Annotated in this window: 19 protein-coding genes and 2 pseudogenes; 5 read left to right on the top strand and 16 right to left on the bottom strand. The window is 41.8% G+C overall.

The features are described from left to right. Positions 1 to 24 precede the first annotated feature (24 nt). On the top strand, positions 25 to 783 hold the full coding sequence (locus tag DP116_RS13985; RefSeq protein WP_169155765.1) for a DUF3500 domain-containing protein: 759 nt from the start codon (positions 25 to 27) through the stop codon (positions 781 to 783). Positions 784 to 973: 190 nt separating this feature from the next. Here the strand turns inward: DP116_RS13985 and glpK are convergent, their stop codons facing one another. The 5 genes and pseudogenes from glpK to DP116_RS13960 form a co-directional block, all read right to left on the bottom strand. Then, on the bottom strand, positions 974 to 2,473 hold the full coding sequence (gene glpK / locus DP116_RS13980; RefSeq protein ID WP_169155764.1) for a glycerol kinase GlpK: 1,500 nt from the start codon (positions 2,471 to 2,473) through the stop codon (positions 974 to 976). Positions 2,474 to 3,118: 645 nt separating this feature from the next. Continuing rightward, on the bottom strand, positions 3,119 to 3,496 hold the full coding sequence (locus DP116_RS13975) for a hypothetical protein (protein WP_169155762.1): 378 nt from the start codon (positions 3,494 to 3,496) through the stop codon (positions 3,119 to 3,121). A gap of 456 nt (positions 3,497 to 3,952) precedes the next feature. After that, a pseudogene (locus tag DP116_RS13970) lies at positions 3,953 to 4,496 on the bottom strand (GNAT family N-acetyltransferase). After that, positions 4,493 to 5,026: a D-glycero-beta-D-manno-heptose 1-phosphate adenylyltransferase gene (gene rfaE2 / locus DP116_RS13965; RefSeq protein WP_169155761.1), complete on the bottom strand. Its 534-nt coding sequence runs from the start codon at positions 5,024 to 5,026 to the stop codon at positions 4,493 to 4,495. Before rfaE2 ends, DP116_RS13970 begins: the two are co-directional and overlap by 4 nt. A gap of 111 nt (positions 5,027 to 5,137) precedes the next feature. Beyond that, positions 5,138 to 6,259, bottom strand: a complete 1,122-nt coding sequence (locus DP116_RS13960) for an RNA-guided endonuclease InsQ/TnpB family protein (RefSeq protein WP_169155760.1) — start codon at positions 6,257 to 6,259, stop codon at positions 5,138 to 5,140. A 54-nt stretch (positions 6,260 to 6,313) separates the two neighbouring features. Here DP116_RS13960 and DP116_RS13955 point away from each other — a divergent pair, with 54 nt between their 5' ends. Further along, the gene (locus tag DP116_RS13955; protein WP_169155759.1) at positions 6,314 to 6,493 is read left to right on the top strand and encodes a hypothetical protein; all 180 of its coding nucleotides are present in this window, start codon (positions 6,314 to 6,316) and stop codon (positions 6,491 to 6,493) included. Positions 6,494 to 6,656: 163 nt separating this feature from the next. Here DP116_RS13955 and DP116_RS13950 read toward each other — a convergent pair whose 3' ends face one another. After that, the gene (locus DP116_RS13950) at positions 6,657 to 7,496 is read right to left on the bottom strand and encodes a M56 family metallopeptidase (RefSeq protein WP_169155758.1); all 840 of its coding nucleotides are present in this window, start codon (positions 7,494 to 7,496) and stop codon (positions 6,657 to 6,659) included. Continuing rightward, positions 7,496 to 7,915 carry a BlaI/MecI/CopY family transcriptional regulator gene (locus tag DP116_RS13945; RefSeq protein ID WP_048866537.1) on the bottom strand — a complete coding sequence of 140 codons (420 nt, stop codon included), beginning with the start codon at positions 7,913 to 7,915 and terminating at the stop codon, positions 7,496 to 7,498. The genes DP116_RS13950 and DP116_RS13945 overlap by 1 nt, the downstream gene beginning before the upstream one ends. Positions 7,916 to 8,329: 414 nt before the next feature. Here DP116_RS13945 and DP116_RS13940 point away from each other — a divergent pair, with 414 nt between their 5' ends. Further along, entirely contained in the window at positions 8,330 to 9,067 is a 738-nt protein-coding gene (locus tag DP116_RS13940) for a 2-phosphosulfolactate phosphatase family protein (RefSeq protein WP_169155757.1), read from the top strand. Between the two features lie 220 nt (positions 9,068 to 9,287). Here the strand turns inward: DP116_RS13940 and DP116_RS13935 are convergent, their stop codons facing one another. The 5 genes and pseudogenes from DP116_RS13935 to tnpA all read right to left on the bottom strand — a co-directional run bounded on the left by DP116_RS13935 (position 9,288) and on the right by tnpA (position 14,365). After that, positions 9,288 to 10,040 carry a methyltransferase domain-containing protein gene (locus DP116_RS13935; protein WP_169155756.1) on the bottom strand — a complete coding sequence of 251 codons (753 nt, stop codon included), beginning with the start codon at positions 10,038 to 10,040 and terminating at the stop codon, positions 9,288 to 9,290. 132 nt (positions 10,041 to 10,172) lie between these two features. Beyond that, the gene (locus tag DP116_RS13930) at positions 10,173 to 11,360 is read right to left on the bottom strand and encodes an effector-associated domain EAD1-containing protein (RefSeq protein ID WP_169155755.1); all 1,188 of its coding nucleotides are present in this window, start codon (positions 11,358 to 11,360) and stop codon (positions 10,173 to 10,175) included. A gap of 426 nt (positions 11,361 to 11,786) precedes the next feature. Continuing rightward, entirely contained in the window at positions 11,787 to 13,013 is a 1,227-nt protein-coding gene (locus DP116_RS13925) for an aminoacetone oxidase family FAD-binding enzyme (protein WP_169155754.1), read from the bottom strand. A 143-nt stretch (positions 13,014 to 13,156) separates the two neighbouring features. Further along, positions 13,157 to 13,501 (bottom strand): annotated as a pseudogene (locus DP116_RS13920) (ArsR/SmtB family transcription factor); the annotation flags it as partial. Between the two features lie 438 nt (positions 13,502 to 13,939). Beyond that, positions 13,940 to 14,365 (bottom strand): IS200/IS605 family transposase, encoded by a 426-nt coding sequence (tnpA, locus tag DP116_RS13915; RefSeq protein WP_169155753.1) that lies wholly within the window; start codon positions 14,363 to 14,365, stop codon positions 13,940 to 13,942. 6 nt (positions 14,366 to 14,371) lie between these two features. Here tnpA and DP116_RS13910 point away from each other — a divergent pair, with 6 nt between their 5' ends. Next, positions 14,372 to 15,616, top strand: a complete 1,245-nt coding sequence (locus tag DP116_RS13910) for an RNA-guided endonuclease InsQ/TnpB family protein (RefSeq protein WP_169155752.1) — start codon at positions 14,372 to 14,374, stop codon at positions 15,614 to 15,616. A gap of 98 nt (positions 15,617 to 15,714) precedes the next feature. On the opposite strand, the gene DP116_RS13905 is transcribed toward DP116_RS13910, so the two are convergent. Together DP116_RS13905 and DP116_RS13900 are read right to left on the bottom strand one after the other, a co-directional pair. Further along, positions 15,715 to 16,290 carry a DUF924 family protein gene (locus tag DP116_RS13905; RefSeq protein ID WP_169155751.1) on the bottom strand — a complete coding sequence of 192 codons (576 nt, stop codon included), beginning with the start codon at positions 16,288 to 16,290 and terminating at the stop codon, positions 15,715 to 15,717. A gap of 6 nt (positions 16,291 to 16,296) precedes the next feature. After that, positions 16,297 to 16,851: an SRPBCC family protein gene (locus DP116_RS13900; RefSeq protein WP_169155750.1), complete on the bottom strand. Its 555-nt coding sequence runs from the start codon at positions 16,849 to 16,851 to the stop codon at positions 16,297 to 16,299. Positions 16,852 to 17,300: 449 nt separating this feature from the next. On the opposite strand from DP116_RS13900, the gene DP116_RS13895 reads away from it, so the two are divergent. Continuing rightward, positions 17,301 to 17,495 carry a hypothetical protein gene (locus DP116_RS13895; RefSeq protein WP_169155749.1) on the top strand — a complete coding sequence of 65 codons (195 nt, stop codon included), beginning with the start codon at positions 17,301 to 17,303 and terminating at the stop codon, positions 17,493 to 17,495. 229 nt (positions 17,496 to 17,724) lie between these two features. On the opposite strand, the gene DP116_RS13890 is transcribed toward DP116_RS13895, so the two are convergent. Together DP116_RS13890 and DP116_RS13885 are read right to left on the bottom strand one after the other, a co-directional pair. Beyond that, positions 17,725 to 19,353 carry a DUF2079 domain-containing protein gene (locus DP116_RS13890; RefSeq protein ID WP_343038316.1) on the bottom strand — a complete coding sequence of 543 codons (1,629 nt, stop codon included), beginning with the start codon at positions 19,351 to 19,353 and terminating at the stop codon, positions 17,725 to 17,727. 357 nt (positions 19,354 to 19,710) lie between these two features. Then, on the bottom strand, positions 19,711 to 20,671 hold a 961-nt coding region (locus DP116_RS13885; protein ID WP_211173262.1), incomplete at its 5' end, for a hydroxysqualene dehydroxylase.

Below are 20,671 nucleotides of genomic sequence, written 5' to 3'. Positions count from 1 at the left end.
CTCGCATTAAATTGAAGCGACTTTATCCCTCAATTCAAACTTGATGACCTACTAGGACAGCTTACGAAGAAATTGAACGAGTATGGAAAAGAACTATATTGGTTTAGTTTCATGGGACAACCTTCCATGAAGGAGCCTTGGGGTTGGCAACTTGATGGGCATCATCTTAATATCAACTACTTTGTTTTAGGAGATCAAGTCGTCATGACACCAACCTTCATGGGGTCAGAACCTGTGAGGGCAACAGAAGGTGAACATGCTGGAATTCGTGTATTTGAGCCAGAAGAAAGTAAGGGACTTGCTACAATCCGTGCACTAACAGCCGAGCAAAGAGACAAAGCAGTCCTTGCCAAAGAAATTCCCACAGATGTCTTTACTTCAGCATTTAGGGATAACTTTGAAATGCGTTATGAAGGAATCTCCTTTGCGGAGTTGATGAGTGGTCAACAAGAAATACTGCTTGACTTAATTAGGGAATATACAAGCGATATTCGCAATGGTCATGCAGAAGTTAAGATGGAACAAGTCCGTCAACATTTGGAAAACACTCACTTTGCTTGGATGGGAGGATTTGACAATAACAGTGTCTTCTATTATCGAATTCACAGTCCCGTAATCTTAATTGAATTTGACCATCAGCGAGGTCAGGCGTTGGGAAACAAAGAGCCATCTCGCAATCATATTCATACTGTCGTCCGAACCCCCAACGGTAATGATTATGGTAAAGATTTGCTACGCCAACATTATCAGCGTTCTAATCACTCTCATGTACATTCTCACTAAGGTCTAAAGACTACCACAAAAGCGAAGCGCGAGCTTCCGTGAATTACACGGTTAAACAATGTTAAAATAGTTAATCAAATCAAAGTTTGAGTGTAGGAAATATGGCAGTGTCAAAAACAAAGACGGTTTCATAACCCATGCCTACCCCCTCTACCAACCACTTTTGACCACACCTCTGTGGAATAAAGAATCAATCAGCCCAGTGCTTAGCGCGTTCAACTGCCTTTTGCCAAGTTGTAAAGTTTTCCAAAGCGTGATTTCTCCCTACACCAGGTAAAAACACGCGCTCAATTCGTCGTTGCTGCACGAGTAGCTGATCATTATCCCAAAATCCAGCAGCAAGACCTGCTGCAAACGCGATACCTTGCACTGTCATTTCGCGCATCTTAGGACGTTCAACTGGTATCCCTAACACATCTGCTTGGAACTGCATGAGAAAGTTGTTCTCACAGGCACCACCATCCACACTCAGCCGTTCAATGGAAATAGTGTTGGATGCAAGAATAGCCTGTACAACTTCCTGAACTTGGTAAGCCAATGCCTCCAGTACTGCACGTACCAAATGCTCACGTTGTACCATTGCAGTAATTCCAAAAAACGCTCCCCTAGCACTCATATCCCAATGAGGCGCACCCAGTCCACTAAATGCGGGCACAAAGTAAACTCCGCCATTATCTGTGACTCGATTTGCGAGCACCTCAGTTTCAGCAGCAGTTGTGATCAGATCAACGCGATCGCGCAGCCATTTGATGCAAGCTCCACTCGTGAATATGCTACCTTCTAATGCATAGCCCACGTCCAAAGTTCCGCTTGCGTTTACTTGAGTCCATGCTAAAGTACTCAAAAGTTGATGCTGGGAACGCACGATTTGAGAGCCAGTGTGAGCGACTAAAAAACTCCCAGTACCGTAAGTACATTTCATTAATCCGGGAGAATGACAGCCATGTCCAAACAAAGCAGCTTGTTGGTCTCCCAAAATAGCAGTAATGGGAATTTCAACGCCTAACAAGCTAGCATCAGTCACTCCAAAAGTTCCCAAACTAGGCTGAATTTGGGGCAGGATATGACGAGGTATTTTAAACAGAGTCAGCAGTGTTTCATCCCACTCACAGCTTGCTAGATTCATCAGCATTGTACGGCTGGCATTACTGTGATCAGTAGCGTGAACTTTTCCACCTGTGAGGTTCCACAGCACCCAAGTATCAATCGTTCCAGCTAAGATATTTTTGAGGTCAACGCCTGGAAAATGCTCTAACAGCCATGACAGCTTTGTGGCTGAAAAATAGGCATCAACAATGAGTCCTGTGCGATCAGAAATCTCCTGAGCATATCCTTGCTCTTGTAAATGATGGCACAAAGGAGCTGTGCGGCGATCTTGCCAGACGATCGCCCTATGCAGAGGTTGACCAGTCGTTTTATCCCAAATTAAGCAAGTTTCTCGCTGCACTGTCAGCCCAAGAGCGATAATTTCATCAGGAGCAATCTGGGCATTTTTGATCGCAGTTTGCATCACCCAGCAAGTCGCCTGCCAAATTTCTAAAGAATCATGCTCTAACCATCCAGGCTGAGGATAGTACTGTGTCAGTTCCTGATATGCCTGACCAACAATCTTACCATCTGCGTTAAACACAAAGGCACGGTTGCCTGTTGTACCCAAATCCAATGCCAGGATGTAGCCCGATTTTTGCATATAATATTCACCAGAAGATTCTTGTGATAATAACTTAAACTCACAAGCAATAACAAAGCTCCAAGGCATGATGCACAAGGAGCTTTTGTATCAGTATTGAATGGCGATGCCCTAAAGGGGCAGGCACGGAGTGCCATCGCTCGTATACCCCTAGGGATGCATCGCCTATCTTCCGTTACATAAGACCTACTCAAAGCTATTCAACCATGCCCTTTTCTATAATAGATAATTGGCACAACGGTTAGCTTTGAAGCTTACTTCCTCTTTCATCCTGGAAGAGTCGGTTCTATCCAGTCCAGAGACTAACACGGTCTAACTGACCGCTATATGTGTCGAAGTTCTTATGAAAAACTTCTTTTGAGGCGCTACTAACGACGCTCTACGCGAGTTGCTTCACTTGGGGAAACCCCAAGACCGCACTCGCTTGTCTAGGTCACCTGCACTTCGCCTGTGGCACGTTTCTCAAACGCCAGTCTATGCTGTCAGGGGTTGATCCTCTTGGTGCACGGTTGTTAACCCGTACTATCAGGACTATTATACTATCTTTTCGCTATACCTGATCAAAATTGACAACCTTTGATCAGGCTTGAATAGCTTTTAGGTTACAGTTCCATTCCCTGACTGTTGTTACATTGACTTTTTGCCTTATGGTTTTTTGCTCGGCGTAGCTGAAGGTGAACCAGTGGGTGTAGGCGCGCCTGTATAAGGTGTAGTGGAACCTGGAGTAGGCGAGTCCATAGGTGTTGTTGTCCCTGTTGTGCCAGGTTTTTTGCCTCCTGTTGTGCTGGCAGGTTTTTTGCCTCCTGTGGTGCTGGCAGGTTTTTTGCCTCCTGTGGTGCTGGCAGGTTTTTTGCCTCCTGTTGTGCCGCTAGGAGTAGCTGCACCTGTTGGTGTAGGAGTAGCTGTAGTTGTTGGGGTTGTACCTGTTTGTGCTTGGACTATTGATGGAAAGGTAGCAACAGGTGTGGCAACTGCCATACCGAAAACTAGGGAGGCTGCAATGGTTTTAAGAAGCTTACTCATCTTAACTAATCACTCCTCTTAACATTAAAGTAAGTACTTCTCCCTGATTTTATATCCGATGTGGTCAGAAGGAACTAGTGCTCTGATATCTTTTAAAGGTAATTTAATTAACTGATGGCTATTGGGATATTCACTCTTTTTTTTCTTTTGCACGCTCAGCCAGTTGAGAACTAAAACTACTTCAAACACTTGCATTAGGCTGTATTTAAAAAAATGAACAAAACTGAAATATATCAGTATAGAAAGAGTTGATTTAACGTCAAAAAAAACTAAAAAGCTTTTAGGGACGCTTTGTCAGACTAAACTCTGACTCCATATAAACCATTTTTGAGAAAATACCATAGTGATATCAGAAATCTTTTAATTTTAACAAGTTCTCAAATTTTTCTCCAATTTATAGAGATTTTTAGAGTCAAAAAAAAACCTATAGAGCAAACTTTTCACATACTTTTTGAGTTAAGTGACTTTCCATTCCTCGCGTAAAATGGCGAACCAAAGTTCATCTACCCAAGAGTCTTTGAACCACAAACTCTTAACAAAATGTCCTTCACACCGTATACCGATCCGCTGCATTAGCTTCACAGACGCGATGTTGGCAGGATCACAGTTTGCCCGTACGCGATGCAGGTTGCGCTCACCAAACAGATGATTGAGCAAGCATTTTACAGCTTCGGTTCCATAGCCAATGCCAAAGGTGGGCTGGCGCAAGTGTGAAGCCAATCTCTGCTTGACGTTCATCATCGGCGCAAATACAAAAGGCACAATCACCGATAGTTTCGCCTGTCGCTAAAAGTTCAATTGCTAACTGATACCACTCTCTTGGTACACCTGGTGTTGCACGTTTCATGGCTTCTATAAACGTGATTGCTTCCGCTTCAGGATAGGGCGCATCCCAACTCTGATACTTTGCTACTTCCGGATCACAGCGATAAGCTATGAATGGTAGTGTGTCCTTGTCTTCAAATGGACGCAGCACTAACCGAGGTGTTTCAATTATCATGAATGATTTTTACCTTGGGAAATCTGCTCAATTATTTTACTTGTGGAACGATTTTCCAAAAAGGGCAAAAATTCAATGACTCCACCGTATTCTTCTACTACGGGTGTTTCTGGCAGAGTTTCTTTCGTGTAGTCGCCGCCTTTGACGTAGATATTGGGGTGTAGCTTGCTAATAAGGTGACTGGGGCTATCTTCTTCAAAAGGAATGAGATAGTCAACACAAGCTAGTGCAGCCAGAACCTGCATCCTATCTTCTAACGGGTTTATAGGACGAGTTGATCCCTTGAGACGGCGGATGCTGTCGTCGGAATTAACCCCAATAATGAGAATGTCACCTAAGACCTTGGCGCGTTGGAGATAGGAGACATGCCCGGCGTGGAGTATATCAAAACAACCATTGGTGAAGACTATTTTACGTCCTGCGATGCGATGGGAGGCGACAAGGGCGATGAGTTGGTCTAAATCGCGGATATGTTTGTAGGAGGTGGGGAGTGGAGAGGGAGAGAGGGAGTGAGGGAGGGAGGGAGTCATAATTTCTTTGGTCTAATGATTCGTTATTCTGCTACATAAACTCTAGACAAATCCAGACATTTATTTCTTACTTCAATGGGAGCATGGGAGCACTTATCCCTCGGTAAGCTTTCACGCTTTAGCCAAACGCAATACGCCACATGCTTCAAGCCGGGAAACCCTAGTCGAGCAGTGGCTCAAGTTAATTGCTGCATTGAGATCCCTATCGATAGAAGATCCGCAGTTTTCGCAATTGAAAGTCCGCATCTTAAGAGGCATGTCTTGAACATGCCCACAAGCTGAGCAGGTTTTGCTTGACGCAAACCAGCGATCAGCTATTATTATTTCACTAGCAAATTTTTTCGCCTTATATTCTAGCTGGCGCTTAAACTCGTGAAAGCCACAATCAGCGATCGCCTGAGCTAATTTATGGTTAGCTAACATACCCTTAACATTTAAATCCTCTACTACTATTTTTGCGTGGTTTTTGCATAAGAAAGTAGTGGCTTTATTAAGCGTATCTTTTCTGAGGTTAGCTATCCTTAAATGGTGTTTAGCAAGCTTGATTTTGGCTTTGTGTCTGTTATTAGATCCTTTCTTTTTTCTTGAAAGTTCCCTAGACAATTTTCGGAGCTTCTTTAAGGCGGATTTATAGTGCTTAGGATTAGGAAACACAACGCCAGTTGATAACGTAGCCAACTCTTTGACACCTAAATCAACCCCTACGACTTCATACTGTTTAGCAGTTGGCTCATGTTCTTGTTCATAAGCAAAAGCTATAAACCAACTATCAGCAGTTCGTGATATTGTAATTGATTGACACGTAACATGGGGTAATCCTTCATAAGTTCTAACCCATCCAATTGTTGGAAGTTTTACTGATTTCCCACCAACAGGTATAGGCTTGCCACCTGCATCAATAGTAAAAGAATCGTGATGATCTTTCTTTTTGAAATTAGGATAACCGCCCTTGCCAGAAAAAAATCTAGAGAAAGCATCGCCTAAATTATCAAAAGCATACTGAGTTATTCTTTGGCAAATACCTTTTTCTTTAATCCAATCAAACTCAGGTTTTACGTGATTGTTAAAAAACTTCTTAAGAATATATTTATTAGGCTTCAATCCATCTTTAACCAAATTATTCCAAGTTGCTAAGCCCCAATTATAAGTAAATCTAGCTATTCCCGCGTGTTTACTCATTACCGTTTTTTGGGCTTTACTCAGTTTTAATTTTGTTTTGACAGATAAAAACATTTATTGCTTTTAACGCTGCTAGTATTAGTATACTCATAAAAACAGGAATATGCAATGACTTTTAAGAAAAATCACAAATTAGGGTTTACAAGCGATCGCCCTTTTGACAAAGATCCTGTATGCTTCAAGGTATTGCCGGGAGTCAAACAAAAGCTTAAAGCCGTCCCTGACTGGCAAGAACGGCTTAGAGAGTTCGTGAATGAATTAATTAAGGATGTCGATAACTGTCAATAAAAGTGTAGGCTTGACTATATTATTGGCAACTTAAGACAAGCTCAGACACTGTATTAATATCTGGACTGATGTGGCAAGTCTGCGGTGACACTTGAAACGAAAAACCAAAAAAAATAGAGTGCGCACTTTGTGAACGCACTCTACTTGAGATCAAAAAAATGAACTACGTATGAAATATTACAGTCACCAGAGGCAAAAATGCCAACAAGTAACTATTCCAAGATTGTAATTGAACTTCTGGAACTGGTTCTGGCTGTGCTAACAGGGCTTCTATCCTCTGTTCTAAACGATCTACGTGACTAGAACTTAATGCAGCACAGCAAATTTCTGAGGATATAGGCGGACTGCTAACTACCAACAAAAGTGATTCTGCAAGCAGTAAAGGATCTACTTGTGAAGCAGCATGTGCATCGGCGCGTAGTTCGCGCAAGGCTAACAACTCTTGCCACAAAGCTTCTGTGTTTGGTAACCACGCGGTGCAGGAACGCACCCAACCTAGCCAGAAAAACCAGAATGTATCCCGGTAATGGTAATGTCCTTGTTCGTGGGCTAAGACAGTTTCCAATTGTTCTGGTGAAAGAGTGTGCAGCAGTCCTTGGCTGAGGACGAGTTCGGGTTGCCAAAATCCAATTTGACCGGCAAACGGTACCCCTGTATCCAGAACTCTCACTTGTCTACCCGCTAAATCAACCAGGGAACACTTGCGAGCTGATTTCACAGACTGCCATCCTCCCCATGCCAGTTTTATGCATAAAACGACAGAAAAAGCAAGACTAATTAATGCCAGCACATAGCTGAACCAACCTGTCTGTAAGCCGCTCATTTTTCCTTGGGGTCCCATGCAAATGACGGCGATCGCCGTCATGAAAATGAGCAATGGTGGAAAGAGAAATAAAAATAGGGCATATTGCCATCGTTCACTCCAAGTTCCTTGGGGTTGTGTCCATTGGCATCTTATCCAATAAACAACGACCATTGAAGCCACAATCATTATTAGATGCATTATTGTTCCTCCCTGGCTTGGCGTGCAGCTTGAATGCGTTTGGCGATCGCCTGTATTTGCTCCGAAGCAGTTTCATCCAAACTATCTGCAAAAGCAGCTATAACATCGGGGTTTCCCACCGCCAAAAATCGCTGTAACTGTTCGTGCGCTCTAATAACGTCTGCTTGCTGCTTTGTCACCAATGGTCGCCAATAGTATGCTCGTCCTTTTTTAATACAGACTAGCCACCCTTTATCGGTGAGACGACGCAGTACAGTGGTCACAGATGTATAAGCGAGTTCCCGGTTGGGGTCTGTTAGAATTCGGTCGTGCACATCTTTAACTGTAGCGGAACCGAGTTCCCAGATGATATTCAAAATTTCTGCTTCTAACGGACCTACAGACAGTTGTTTCGGGCGATAGTTGGGTAAAGGTGCCATATGGGTTTGGGATTTTAGATTTTGGATTGGGGATTGTTAGTGGCTCTCCCGTTGGGTTAGTTGTTTTCAAAAAGCACTACTAACCCTACAAGTATCTCCTCAGCCCTTGCCCAGGGCGTAGGAAATCAGGCAAAATAGCGCCAGATCACCACATACTCGTCACCATATCAGCAGGAATAGCCTCAGTTTGGTAGTAGAGGACAAATTGAACGCCAAACACAGTTTTTACAAAATTTGTTCTTTATTTCAGATTACCGCTGATTTGCCAACAAATTAAGACTGCTGTGTTGATAACAGTAGTTATAATCAACTCCATTGCTCCAATTCTTGCATAAACTATCACTACGGTAGTTGACGCTTGTTCAGTAGAAATATTATTTTCGGCAGTAGTATTCAATCAGGTGTACTCAAGGCGTGAAGCTATTCATTTACCACACTCCGGAATTAACTCCAACAGATAAAGTGCCAGAATGCGCGATCGCAGTCGATGTACTGCGAGCTACGACAACAATGGCGACCGTTTTGGCAGCTGGAGGTGAAGCTGTCCAAGTGTTCAGTGATTTGGACCAACTTTTAGCAGTTAGCGAGAAATGGTCCGGTGAAAAACGCCTACGAGCAGGAGAACGTGGCGGGTCAAAAGTTCCTGGCTTTGATTTGGGTAATTCTCCTCTCGATTGTACCCCAGAACTTGTACAAGGACGGCGCTTGTTCATTAGTACCACTAATGGCACCCGTGCTTTACAAAGAATACAGGATGCAAAAGCAGTACTTGCAGCTGCTTTTGTCAACCGTGCTGCTGTGGTGCAATATCTGTTGGAAAAGCAACCAGAAACAGTTTGGATAGTCGGATCAGGTTGGGAAGGCAGTTTTTCTCTAGAAGATACGGCTTGTGCAGGTGCGATTGCTCACAGTGTTGCACAGCAGACGAAATTGTCACAAGATGAGCTGGCGGGTAACGATGAAGTGATTAGCGCGATCGCTCTTTACTCTCAATGGCAAGACAACTTGTTGGAACTTCTTCATCTTGCAAGTCACGGCAAACGTCTGTTGCGCCTGAACTCTGATGAAGATCTGAAATATTGTTCTCAAACTGATATTTTAGATGTCTTGCCCATACAGCAAGAACCAGGAGTTTTAATGAGTCGAAAATAAAAGAAATAATCAAATCATTCTTTTTTCATCTTTGCTTTTTACCCCTTTTCTAGACATTAAGCAGGGGGGTTTAAAGCTTTTTTCATTGAAGTCAAACACATCCGTTTATGGAAGTTCTCAGGCTGTTAAGAAACTTTTGCTTTGTCATAAAATGATGAGTTATTTTTGCGGGAGTCAGCAGTATTAGTGATGCCCATGTTAGTAAGTTAAAATTTTTCGTTTAATTAAGATGCGTTCGCCCTGGTTGCTCACAGAAGGCAAGCCTTGGTTCTAAATAAGTTTCTATGCATGACAGAGCAGGGAGTACTTTAGCATAAGAGCCTGGGACATTAGCAGAACCAGAATATAAATAAGTTCCACGACTAGGAAGCATCATCTTTTGGACTTCCCACAGCCCTAAGTGCTTACCCCAATCCGGTAGACCAATTTCCTCAGAATCTTTTATTAAAAAGATTGGTTCTGGCCAATTAAAGGGTTGTTTTTGCAGATTTAGTGGTCTCCAACCCCCTGTGCATATCTCAAAATTAACTTCAACGTTAGGATAAGTTGTTGCCAGCAGATATCGAGAGCCACTCTTCTTAATGTTTTGAATAGCTTTACCGATATCGCAAAAGGACAAATGCACTAATGCATCTCGGCACAAAATGATGTCAGCTTTGGGTAGTGCGTCCTTTGTCAAGTCTTGTCTTATAAAAACTTTATTATATCGTGCATGATTTTGATTATTGTCTTTACAAATGCTGTGAACTATATCAACGCCATAATATTTATCGACTTCGAGGTCAATCTCTTTCATCCAATTAAAATCACCACAGCCAAGATCCAGAAATGTTTTTGCAGCTAGCTTTTTAACTAAACTGGGCAATTGTTTCCTAATTTCCTCTGTGTTTTTGAGGGTTGAACCAAAGCCAGAAGCTGACTCAGGACAATTCCATAGTTTATGGCGAAAAATGAGATCAAACTCTTGTTCCATAGTCTTTATCTAAAGTAGGTACCAAAAACCAGCTAGCTTACACTAAAGAAATGATCTCCCGCAAAACCTATTAAAATGCCTATACAAAAATGGGAGTAATCCAATTATAGTAAAAAGCAATATGCTAAGCACTCAAGGAGAATCTGCATCATAAAATCCAGACAATCGTTGGATTATCATACGCAGAACAATTTTATTCAAACGCTTAAGCTCAGTTAATGCAACTCTGACTTCATCGATATTGTGACGTGTATCAGCTTGAAGTAGAATATTTTTGTACCTCTGTTGAACCGACAAGTTAGATTCAATTGTTGTTCTTTCATCCTTAGATTCAAAAGAGTCTCGAAGTCTGTCTTTATTATTTTTGTTAATAGCTTCACCTTTTCTACGACGTTCGGCATCTTCTTCAATATACTCGAATGAGATCCTAACTTCTTGAAGTCTTGTCCTAATTACCTCTGAGACCTCTTGCGACCAATCATCAAGCATTGGCAGATATTTGTTACACACTTCCAATTGAAGGCGATTCGCAAGGATGAAAGCGGTTACTAGGGTGGCATATGCTAGATTGGGCGCGTTTTCCACATATCCCCTACTGATATGTTCCTCAAAAATAACAGTAAACTCTATTGAACGGTCGTCAATCGAGCGTTTTCTTTTATATAAGATAGGTCTAAATAATTTACCCTCTGATGACTGGAACGTCGAAACTTCTTGGGGATTCCTCTCGTAGCGATTTGGATCTAATTCTCCTTTGAGAGCTGAATAGACAGATTTTACAAGCTCTTCTAACCATTTTCGATTTATTTCTTGTGGCAAGTTCTTGAGTAAGTCTTTCAAACGCCAGTTCTCATTTTCCACTGAAGGAGTATCAATTAGACCAAAAAGCTTCAATGAACCTGGCTTTCTAGGTAAAACACGAGTTCTTTCAAGCAAATTTTCTTTCGTAATATTATCAAGATTATCTACACACAAAACGATTGTATCTGGAAAAATGTATTCGTTTCTGTTTCTGGATCCGATCATGTTTTCAGAAGGTATAGTTGCTGAAGAAGATGATAGTTCGCGGGCAATATTTTGTAACTTTAAATTCCCTGGATTAGACTCAAGCGCAGCATGAATTAGTTTTTCTACCCAAGCCTCAGCTTCTGCTTTTTGTATTAATTTGTAGATAATACCTTGTAAACTACTGTCAGGAGCAATTTCGTTGAGATTTTTATTTAACTCATACTGCACCATTCGCTCCAAAGATGCTTTGTCACGAAAAGCATCTACTAAAGCATTTTCTAGTTTTTTACGCTGCTCACCTGATAAATTCATATTTTTTCAATACAGGCTAACTACCTTTTTACTACTTAGCTGTTTTGTTACTAATAAGGACATTTTCGTGAACCTTAAATGAATAGACCTCGTTTACTTGTAGCCACTCCTCTATTAGCTTTACTACAACTTAACTCATCTTCAACTCTCGGATGGCGTGAGTCGCATGAAATCGTTTCTTGAGGTTGTTCCCAATACTGACATGCATAATTAACAGCGTTTTTGATGGATATTAATAGCTAATTATAGTCGAACAAAGCTACAAAGGCACACAATCCGATTCCGGAGCGATCGCTTGGTACTTAATTTTTTCTGAATTAGCTTACATCTTATCCTAAGAAAAATTGATTGAGTTTAATCACTCAAAAAGTCATGGTGTTCTAACGATCTCATCTAAAATTTGTACTATTCTAGACAAGTTTTTAGTTAACTGCTCCCAACCCCCGCTAAATATCCGGTTGTCCAAGCACTTTGAAAGTTAAAGCCACCAGTGACACCATCAATATCCAAAATTTCTCCAGCAAAGTGAAGCCTTGGAACTAATCGACTTTCCATTGTTTTAAAGTTGACTTCTTTAAGGTTGACACCGCCGCAGGTGACAAATTCTTCCTTAAAAACTCCTTTGCCATTAATTTGGTATTGTCCTTTCGTCAGTTCTTGCACCAACTGGTTGAGTGTTTTGTTTGATAATTCTGCCCAACGGTCTTCTGGTGTGATACCTGCACGGGAGATAATGTATTGCCAGAGACGGTGGGGTAAGTCTACGCCGCGATGTAAGGCGATCGCCTTTTTTGCCACTTCATTTTTCACTGCTAGTAATTTCTGCCTGACTTCTTCTGGCTGGAGATTGGGTAGCCAATTAATATGTAAAGTCGCTTGATAGTTGCGGTAGTGCAAAACTCTCGCACCCCACGCAGAAAGTTTTAGCACCGCAGGACCACTAAAACCCCAATGGGTGATGAGCAAAGGTCCAGTTTGTTCTAGTTGGGGAAATCCTTGTACGCTTAAGCGCAACCGCACGGGGTTGACACTCACACCAGCCAACTTCAAAACAAATTCATCTTTGATATTGAAGGTAAATAACGAGGGGACTGGTGGTTCAATTGTATGTCCCAACTTCTGTGCTATTTTATAGCCTATGGGATTGCTGCCTGTGGCAAGGAGTAGGCGATCGCACTCCAAAATCTCTCCCGACTTTAGAGAAATTTCAAAATTAGGAGTGCTGAGTTGTTTGACATCAACAATAAATGTTCCTGTACGTATTTCTACCCCAGCTGCTTTTGCTGTATTTATCAGACAGTTCACTATAGTTTCGGAACTATTAGTGATGGGAAACATTCTGCCATCAGCTTCGGTTTTGAGGGGTACTCCGTGGGCAGCAAACCAAGCGACTGTATCTTTCGCTTGAAAGCGCGTGAACGCACCTAGCAAAGCTTTTCCACCTCTGGGATAATTTTGTACCAATCCTGAAGGGTCAAAACAAGCTTGAGTGACATTGCAACGTCCGCCACCAGAAATGCGGACTTTTGCCAGAAGTTGGCGACTGGCTTCGAGTATGGTCACTTGCGCGTGGGGATTTGCTTCGGTTGCTGCGATTGCACCAAAAAAACCAGCCGCGCCACCACCTACAACTACGATCCGTAACGGTTTCACTTTTTTTTTCTCCTGTCATCCTTTGGCGTGCTGGTGGTTCATGGTGAAGTTCCCACTACCAAAACCGAATAGTAACAATAAAATCAGTGTCTTATCATATTTTGCACTTTTGTTTTGTGGATGCCGCCGGTAAGGCGAGTTCATCAAGCTTGCAAATGTTCTTCTACAGACTGATAAAGGTTAACAATGTGACTGTCAGCCAATGTGTAATAAACGTTGCGACCTTCTCGCCGATAGCGAACTAGACGCATAGCTTTCAATAATTTTAGTTGATGGCAAACGGCTGATTCCGTCATTTTCATCAGTGCGGCTAAATCGCAAACACACAACTCCTGGGAAGCCAAAGCTGATAGGAGGCGTAGACGGTTCGTATCTGCCAGCACCCCAAAGACTTCTGCTATCTGCTGTGCTTTCTCTGTTGGCAAGATTTGCGCTACTGAGGAGCGTACATTATCTAGATGTACCAGATGGGTGTCACAAGTTGGCGTAGTTTAGCTGCACGACGAGGTAGGAAAAGAGCTCTTGTCGGTGTGGCGAGCGCGAATTTTGACTACTGTCTACCATATGTTGTCCACAGCCCGGCTCTATCGAGACTTGGACGTCAATTATTTGAGCCAACACCAACAAGAGCATCTAATTAAACGTGTGCGTTCGCGTCTCGAACATCTCGGTTACAAGGTGACTAAAGAATCTAATTCATCTGCAGCATCTTGCTAACTAATGCATTGCTTTGTTTTAAAATAAACCTTCTTTGACCTCTGTTTAGATTTTCTCTACAGTGGCATCCGTCTTGGACGATCACATGGACAAATCCCTTTTCTGCTTTTTCTTAGCCCATCTGGTTTTCCGCAAGGGTACTCCCGCCACACCGGGACGGTTGGCGGCGAAGGGGAATTGCGGGCTAATTAAGGGGGTTCGATGCCCCCTTAATTAGCAGGACTACTTTGTTTCTCAACATAGGATTTAAGTTGTTCAAGAGTGACTCCGCCACACGATGCAACGAAATATGCACCTGTCCAAAACACAGGCTTGTTATAAAACTGGCTGACATGTTCATAAAACTCTTTGCGGATTAAACGACTAGATACGGTTTTAAGGTTATTGACTAATTTACTCACTTCAACGTCTGGCGGATAGCTGATGACCAAATGAACATGATCGCTTTCTCCGTTAAATTCTGTGACTTTGCTTCTCCACTTGAGGCAAGTGGTCTCAAATATTTCCTGCAATCGTTTCAGTATTGCTTGATTAATAACTTTTCTGCGGTATTTTGTTACAAGCACCAAATGAATATTAAGACTATAAACTGACCTGTATCCTATATTGTAAGACATGGCACTAAATGCTATCATGACTATATGTTACTCACTTACCAGTACAAGCTCAATCCCACATCAGAACAGGTTGTCACTCTTGAAACCTGGGGCGAGTTGCTGCGTCGTCATTATAACTATGCACTAGGTCAAAGATTGGACTGGCTAACCCGTACAAGATGCCAGATTGACCGCTGTAGTTTGGTATGTGAGCCAATTGGTGATATTCCAGACAAGACTGACTATTACACACAAGCATCAGGTCTTAAGCAAACTAAAGAACTGTTTCCTGAATACAAAAACATCTACACCGATTGCCAACAACAAAACTTGATGAGGCTGGACAAAGCGTGGAAGCGCTGGTTGGTTCCTGACAAGAACGGCAAGAGGGGAGGACGACCACGTTTTAAGAAACGTGGGGATATTTGTTCTTTTACGTTTCCGCGTGTTAATTCTCCAAAGGCAGGCGCACATTTAACAGGTAGTATTCTCAAGTTGTCTAAAATTGGCGAGGTTGAAGTTATTTTGCACCGCCCAATTCCAGAGGGATTTGAGATTAAGCAAGCAACGATTTTACGCAAAGCTGACGGATGGTATACAAGTTTTTCGCTAGAAGATAAAACCGTTCCTAATGCATTGCCTGTTAACGAAATTAAAACGGCTACTGGTATAGATGTTGGGCTGGAAAAGTTTTTAACGACTGCTGATGGGCAAAGTATTCAAGTACCACAGTATTATCGGAAAGCGCAGGCAACACTAGCCCGTCAACAACGCAAGCTTGCACGTAAAACCAAAGGGTCTAAAAACTACCAAAAACAATTGTCGAAGGTAGCTAAGCTTCATTTGCACGTTGCAAGGCAGCGCAAAGAATTTCATTATCAAGTCGCACATTGGTTGGTTAATTCCTATGATCTAATCGTTTTTGAAAACTTGAACATTAAGGGCTTGGCTAGAACACGATTAGCTAAGTCAATACTTGATGTTGCTTGGGGCGCATTTCTCCAAATCATGCAAGCAGTAGCGGTCAGACGCGGCAAGCATACAAGAGGTGTTGATCCTAGAGGGACAAGTATCGATTGTTCAGGGTGTGGTGAAAGAGTAGAGAAAACTCTAGCAGTTCGTGTTCATAGTTGTTCTTGCGGGTTAGTTATTGACCGCGATTGGAACAGCGCACTGAATTTGTTAAAACACAAGTCGGTTGGACTACCGATTTCTGGCTGTGGAGGCTTAGAGGTTGCTCAGCCTGTGAAGCAGCAAGTCTCCGAAGTGAATCTGAGATGCGCTCCTTAAACCGCTTGCGGTTAGCGGGAGAGTTGTCACCTTCCTCGATAATTGGATTTTCAAGCAGGTTTATTGTTGATATGACAGTTCAAGGTGCGGAATGTAGGTTAAAATGATGAGCCTTTGTGCTTCAAAAACTCCTTTTCTTCTGGAGTTGAAACTCTTCCCAAAATCTTATTGCGATGAGGAAAGCGCCTAAAACGCTCTATCACTTGCATATGGCGTAGTGCATAATCAATGCAACTCACACTATCAGGATCATCCCCCAATTGCTGAAACAGTCGTACTGCTTGACTCTGATGCTCCAAATTTTCGCTATGTTCAAAAGGCAAGTAAACAAACCAGCGTTGTACGGGTAGCAACTTCTGATCATATCGTTGTGCAACAGCGTGCTGAGCTACTGAGAGTGCTTCCCAGTCAGTCGCAAAGGCTTCGGGAGTATCACGAAACATACTTCTGGGAAATTGATCCAACAGCAAAATCAAAGCTAGACAACTGTCAGGAAAATCCATCCAGTCGTCTAGGTACCCTCCTGCTGCTTTTTGGTAATCTGTCAGAAACCGGATTCGCAGTTCTTCATCAAACTCTGGTTTTTTACTGAACCAGAAAGACTTTGGTTTGCCGTAGTCTGGTGAACCAGAACTACCAAACCAAAAGTCCAAAATTTCTTTTGCCTGTGACATCTTTTACTAATCCTTACAAAGAACTTGTCGCATTTTACGCATATTCGCAGGCAATTCAAAGTTCATGGCTTGTTGAATAAAAATTGATGGTATGGGAATGATCGGTGTAGCTTGCACAGTATAGCTCAGTAAAGTCCCGTTACCACAATCTTTTAGGTCTAAGTTGGCTGTAAAATCGTGAAAGCTACCTTTTTGCAGCCTAAATTGTATGTGCTGCCCAAACTCTTCCACCACATCAAGGTAAATTTCTACTTGGGCAGTGAAAAAGAAAAATGTTTTTTGTGCCGCTTGATACAGACGTTTCACCTCACCAGATTGCAAAACTTCGCTTTTGGTCAGATCTGGAAAATATTGTACCCAACGCGGGTAATCTGTTATCTGTTGCCAGATATTTGATCGCACTAAGGGCAAATACATCCAAGCGGTGACAGCACCACCCCAAGCTGTGTGCGATCGCGTTTGCACCAGAATTTCACCTTGCATCAGTAATCTTTGTTTATCTTGAGTCCAAGGCATACTTGAATTTGTAGGAACCGAATCTGAGGTAAAGGACGCAGACATACTTTTTTCAGTCACTCCTCAACACATCAACGTCATAAGCTTAAACTCGTGAATATCTAACTTGGTATACAGTCCAAGTCATTAATTCTAATTCCAGTAAAATACGAGAGTTTTCCGGAAACAGTCATGCTCTAGTCATTTTTACCAAAACTTCACGCTTATCATATGTCAGGTTTATCACTCATATCAAAATATTGTGTTCTCTCTCAGCATATAGTGACAATTTTATTCACAAAATAGCAAATCTTAACATTTGAGTAATAATACTCAGAAGTCAGAGTAAAGATGAAGAACTGATTGTAGAGTAGATTTTCTTACGACTGCTTCCCATAGAATCAGCGCTTTAACTGCATCTACCTCTGGTCTGATTTTTATTTGCGGCTTTCAGATTTAGTGACTAAGATTGTTACTAATAAAATGCAGTGACTGTTGAGTTTAAGGCAAATAAGATGAGTTCGTCTAAATTAAATCGTACATTAAACCAGGGTTTCGGGGTTTTTCTTGGTATTGCGATCGCTGTTTGGGTTCTGCGAGGTTTTGGTATTCTCACTTTTCTTCCAGGAGGAGTGATTTGGCTGTTGGTGCTTGCGGCGATCGCTATGGCTATTCTCAGTTACGTGCAAAAAACCTGGTGGCGTTACTAAAAGAAGAATCCATCGCGTTGTAAAAGTGTTGGTAGCAGAAAGCCCATGAGGATGTGACCGACGAATGAGGACACATCCGTCCCAATACTGTTTTGATAGAGTAGTCCTAAATCATTTGTGAACAAAAAGATTCCCGACTTCTTTATAGGATGCGCGATTTATGCGCTTACGCGTAGGCACTTTCAGACAAATCTGCGGAGGATTGCGATCAAAAAATCTCTTAATCTTCCTAAATTTTTTGGATTTCTGCTTTCCATTCTAACCAACGTGTTATCGCTTGAGGCTGAGAAACAACTTTCTTTTGCAGCAAAACAACTCCATCTTGCACATCCACAAGTCCATACTTGCCTTGAGCCAAAAGTTTGTCAATAAAAGCTATAAAATCTTGCAGTTGGCGGCGATCGCTCTTAAAGGCTGGTTGATATTGTTGCAGTTGCCACAAGTCTGCTAAGGCGAAATCAACGTCTATAACCTCTCCCGAATCGAGTCGTAACTGTATAGCTGGCAAACGAATAATTCCCCGACGAGTTGCCAAATGTGGAAGCAGATAAGTCGTTGCAGAAACGCTAGCATCGCTCTTGATATACTGCATTAATGAGCGGATATGTCCTACATGTTCCCACTGACGAGTTAGAGGAACATAAACCCAAGGATGAATAGATTCTGGAACTAAAAAGTAAAAAGCACGGTTAGGATTAGATGTAATTGTGAAGAAAATAGATAGGGCAATAAATCTGATCCACCAGCGACGAAAACTTGGTTGAAATCGCTCTTGATGTTGAGACCACCACAAAATTGTGCCGTAGAATAAACCTGGAACTACAGTTAAGGCATAGCGAATACTCATAGCAAGAGCAGATTGACCATCTTGCATCAACAACACTAGTAATGGAGGACCTGCAACTATCCAAGCTGATGGTGAGATAGCAGGTATAAAAGCTAACGGTAGCCACTGACCGAGAAAGTACTTGACTCGCTTGTCAACCGGAGTGAACAGACTCTGGATCAGTTCTTTAGGATGGGTAATAATTCCCCACAGAAGCTGTAAAGTACTGGGGCTATTATTTCCTGGAACATATTGATCAAAACGAGCAGTTAAGTAAAGTCGCGAATTATCATTAGAAAACAAGGGCATAATTACATTTGTCACGACTGTGACATAGCTGAAGCTAATTAAACATACAGCTAGACCTAAACGCGGATAGCGACGACTTAAAAATAGATAAAGGCCAACACCAAATGTAATGATTCCTGCTTCTTCTCGTATTCCTAATATCAAAATTAGGAATAGCCAAAAAAGCCACCATTTACGTTTTTCTAAAGCCAAGAATAAAGAGAAAACAAATAAAGGAATCTGACAATGCTCGTAAAAATTGGCGAAAGTTGGTCCAATGACAGCATTAGCTCCATAAAAACTGGCAGTGATTAAAATAGCTATAGAAGGAGGTAAATAGTGGCGACATAGAGCATATAAAACCAACCCCGCAGCAGTTATCAAACTAACTTGTAAAACAACAAGAGTCGCGCCAGTGGGAAATAATGCATATATGGGCATCCATAGCAAGAAATCAATGACAAAGTGTTGTCCTAAATGGCAGTAGAACACTGTCTGTATTTGACCATCTTGGGTATAAGCACTGGATTGACCAGAAGAGAGAGAACCTTGAAAGATATGTCCATGTATGGTGTTCCAAAATAACTGGTCGAAAAGACCTTGGTCATAGGATGCGTAGAAAGTGTAGAAGCGATGAAGGCAAAAAACTAGCATTAAGATGAAAAAAGATGCTGCTAATGTCAGTGCAATCTTTAAGCCAAAATTGTTTTTTATTAGGTCAAAGCGCTTTTGAAGCATTACCATTTAAATCCAATAGTTCTAAAAATACTGTTGTGTAGATGTCTGTGCCGCTAAGCATTGTGAAAAGCTAGATAGGCAGTACGGTAGAAAGAATTGACAAAAAAGGAGTATTATGGATTATAGCAATTCTATTTGAGTTGTAAAAATTAATCGTATTTCCTACACAGATGCTGCGCATAAGTCCTAAGGGGATTTACGCGCAGCCTGTCCCATTAATACTTCACAATGTAAGCCTTTCAGAAAATAGACCTCTTGCAAAAATGAGATTTTACGAGGTCCTGTTAAGAGTTCCCTGTTAAGAGTTCCCCACAACTGCCACAAAGTCTCATGAAACAGCACTGCCTGACGGGTGAGTGTCATTTACGGTAACCAAAACTCCGGCAAAATAGATTTACCAATTTGACGTACACTTTTGTTAACAGTTCTTGCCAATTGAATATGTGCTTCATCTGCTTCCACAGGTAGAATCTTGGCTAGTGCACCTTCTCCAAAATAGGAAATCACTAAATTTGCTGCTTCTAAACCTGTGACATAAGCCTTTTCTTGTGACCAAGAACCGTGGCGGTTTACAATCCAATCACCACTCATAAATACATTTTTAAAACTCGTTTTCGCTGGTAACATATAACGATAACTACCAGGAGCAAAGTGAGATACTGCCTGGGGTAGACGAATCACGCTGCTATCAATAACTTTGGCATTCCGAAATTCTGGCACACAATTTGCTAAATAACGGTGAACTATCGGAATAATTTCCTCATTTTCTAAATTAAGAAATTGATTAGCATGATAAAAATCAGCTTCAACAACTGTGCCAGGTTCGTTACGGTACTCATCATGCAACGCATTCAAATCAAAAAATGTCCAACCCGTTGTTGCATCAAAACCAAAGCAAGCATTAGAAGGACGTTTAATAGAAATCTTACGGTCAAACCATAGCCGAGTTGCTAAAACATCAATTGCTCCTAAATTGCTGAGATTGCGAAATTCATCACGTTTTTGTAAACTAGGGCTACTTGATAAAATCTTTCTCATACCAGTGATACCAACAGCAAAAATGACTGCATCAGCATCAAAGACTTCATCATTGCAAACAACTCCTGTGACTTGATTATTGTCATCAACAATTAAGTCAGTGACTCGATGGTTGGCTAACACTTTTGCCCCAGATTTTTCAATACGTTCTACCCAAGGACGAAAGATTTGTTCTCCTACAGTTCCCCGGCACCAAACCACATCAAAATCTGGTTGATGTGCCAAAATAAAATCAATACCTTCGCCAAAAAAAAAGGATGAAGAGCTAAATTCCACAACCTCGACT

Origin of the sequence: Brasilonema bromeliae SPC951 (assembly GCF_012912135.1) — a bacterium.
In the GTDB taxonomy this organism is placed as follows: Bacteria; Cyanobacteriota; Cyanobacteriia; order Cyanobacteriales; family Nostocaceae; genus Brasilonema; species Brasilonema bromeliae.
The sequence above is the reverse complement of the archived record's forward strand: the minus strand, read 5'-3'. Positions and strand labels throughout refer to the sequence as shown.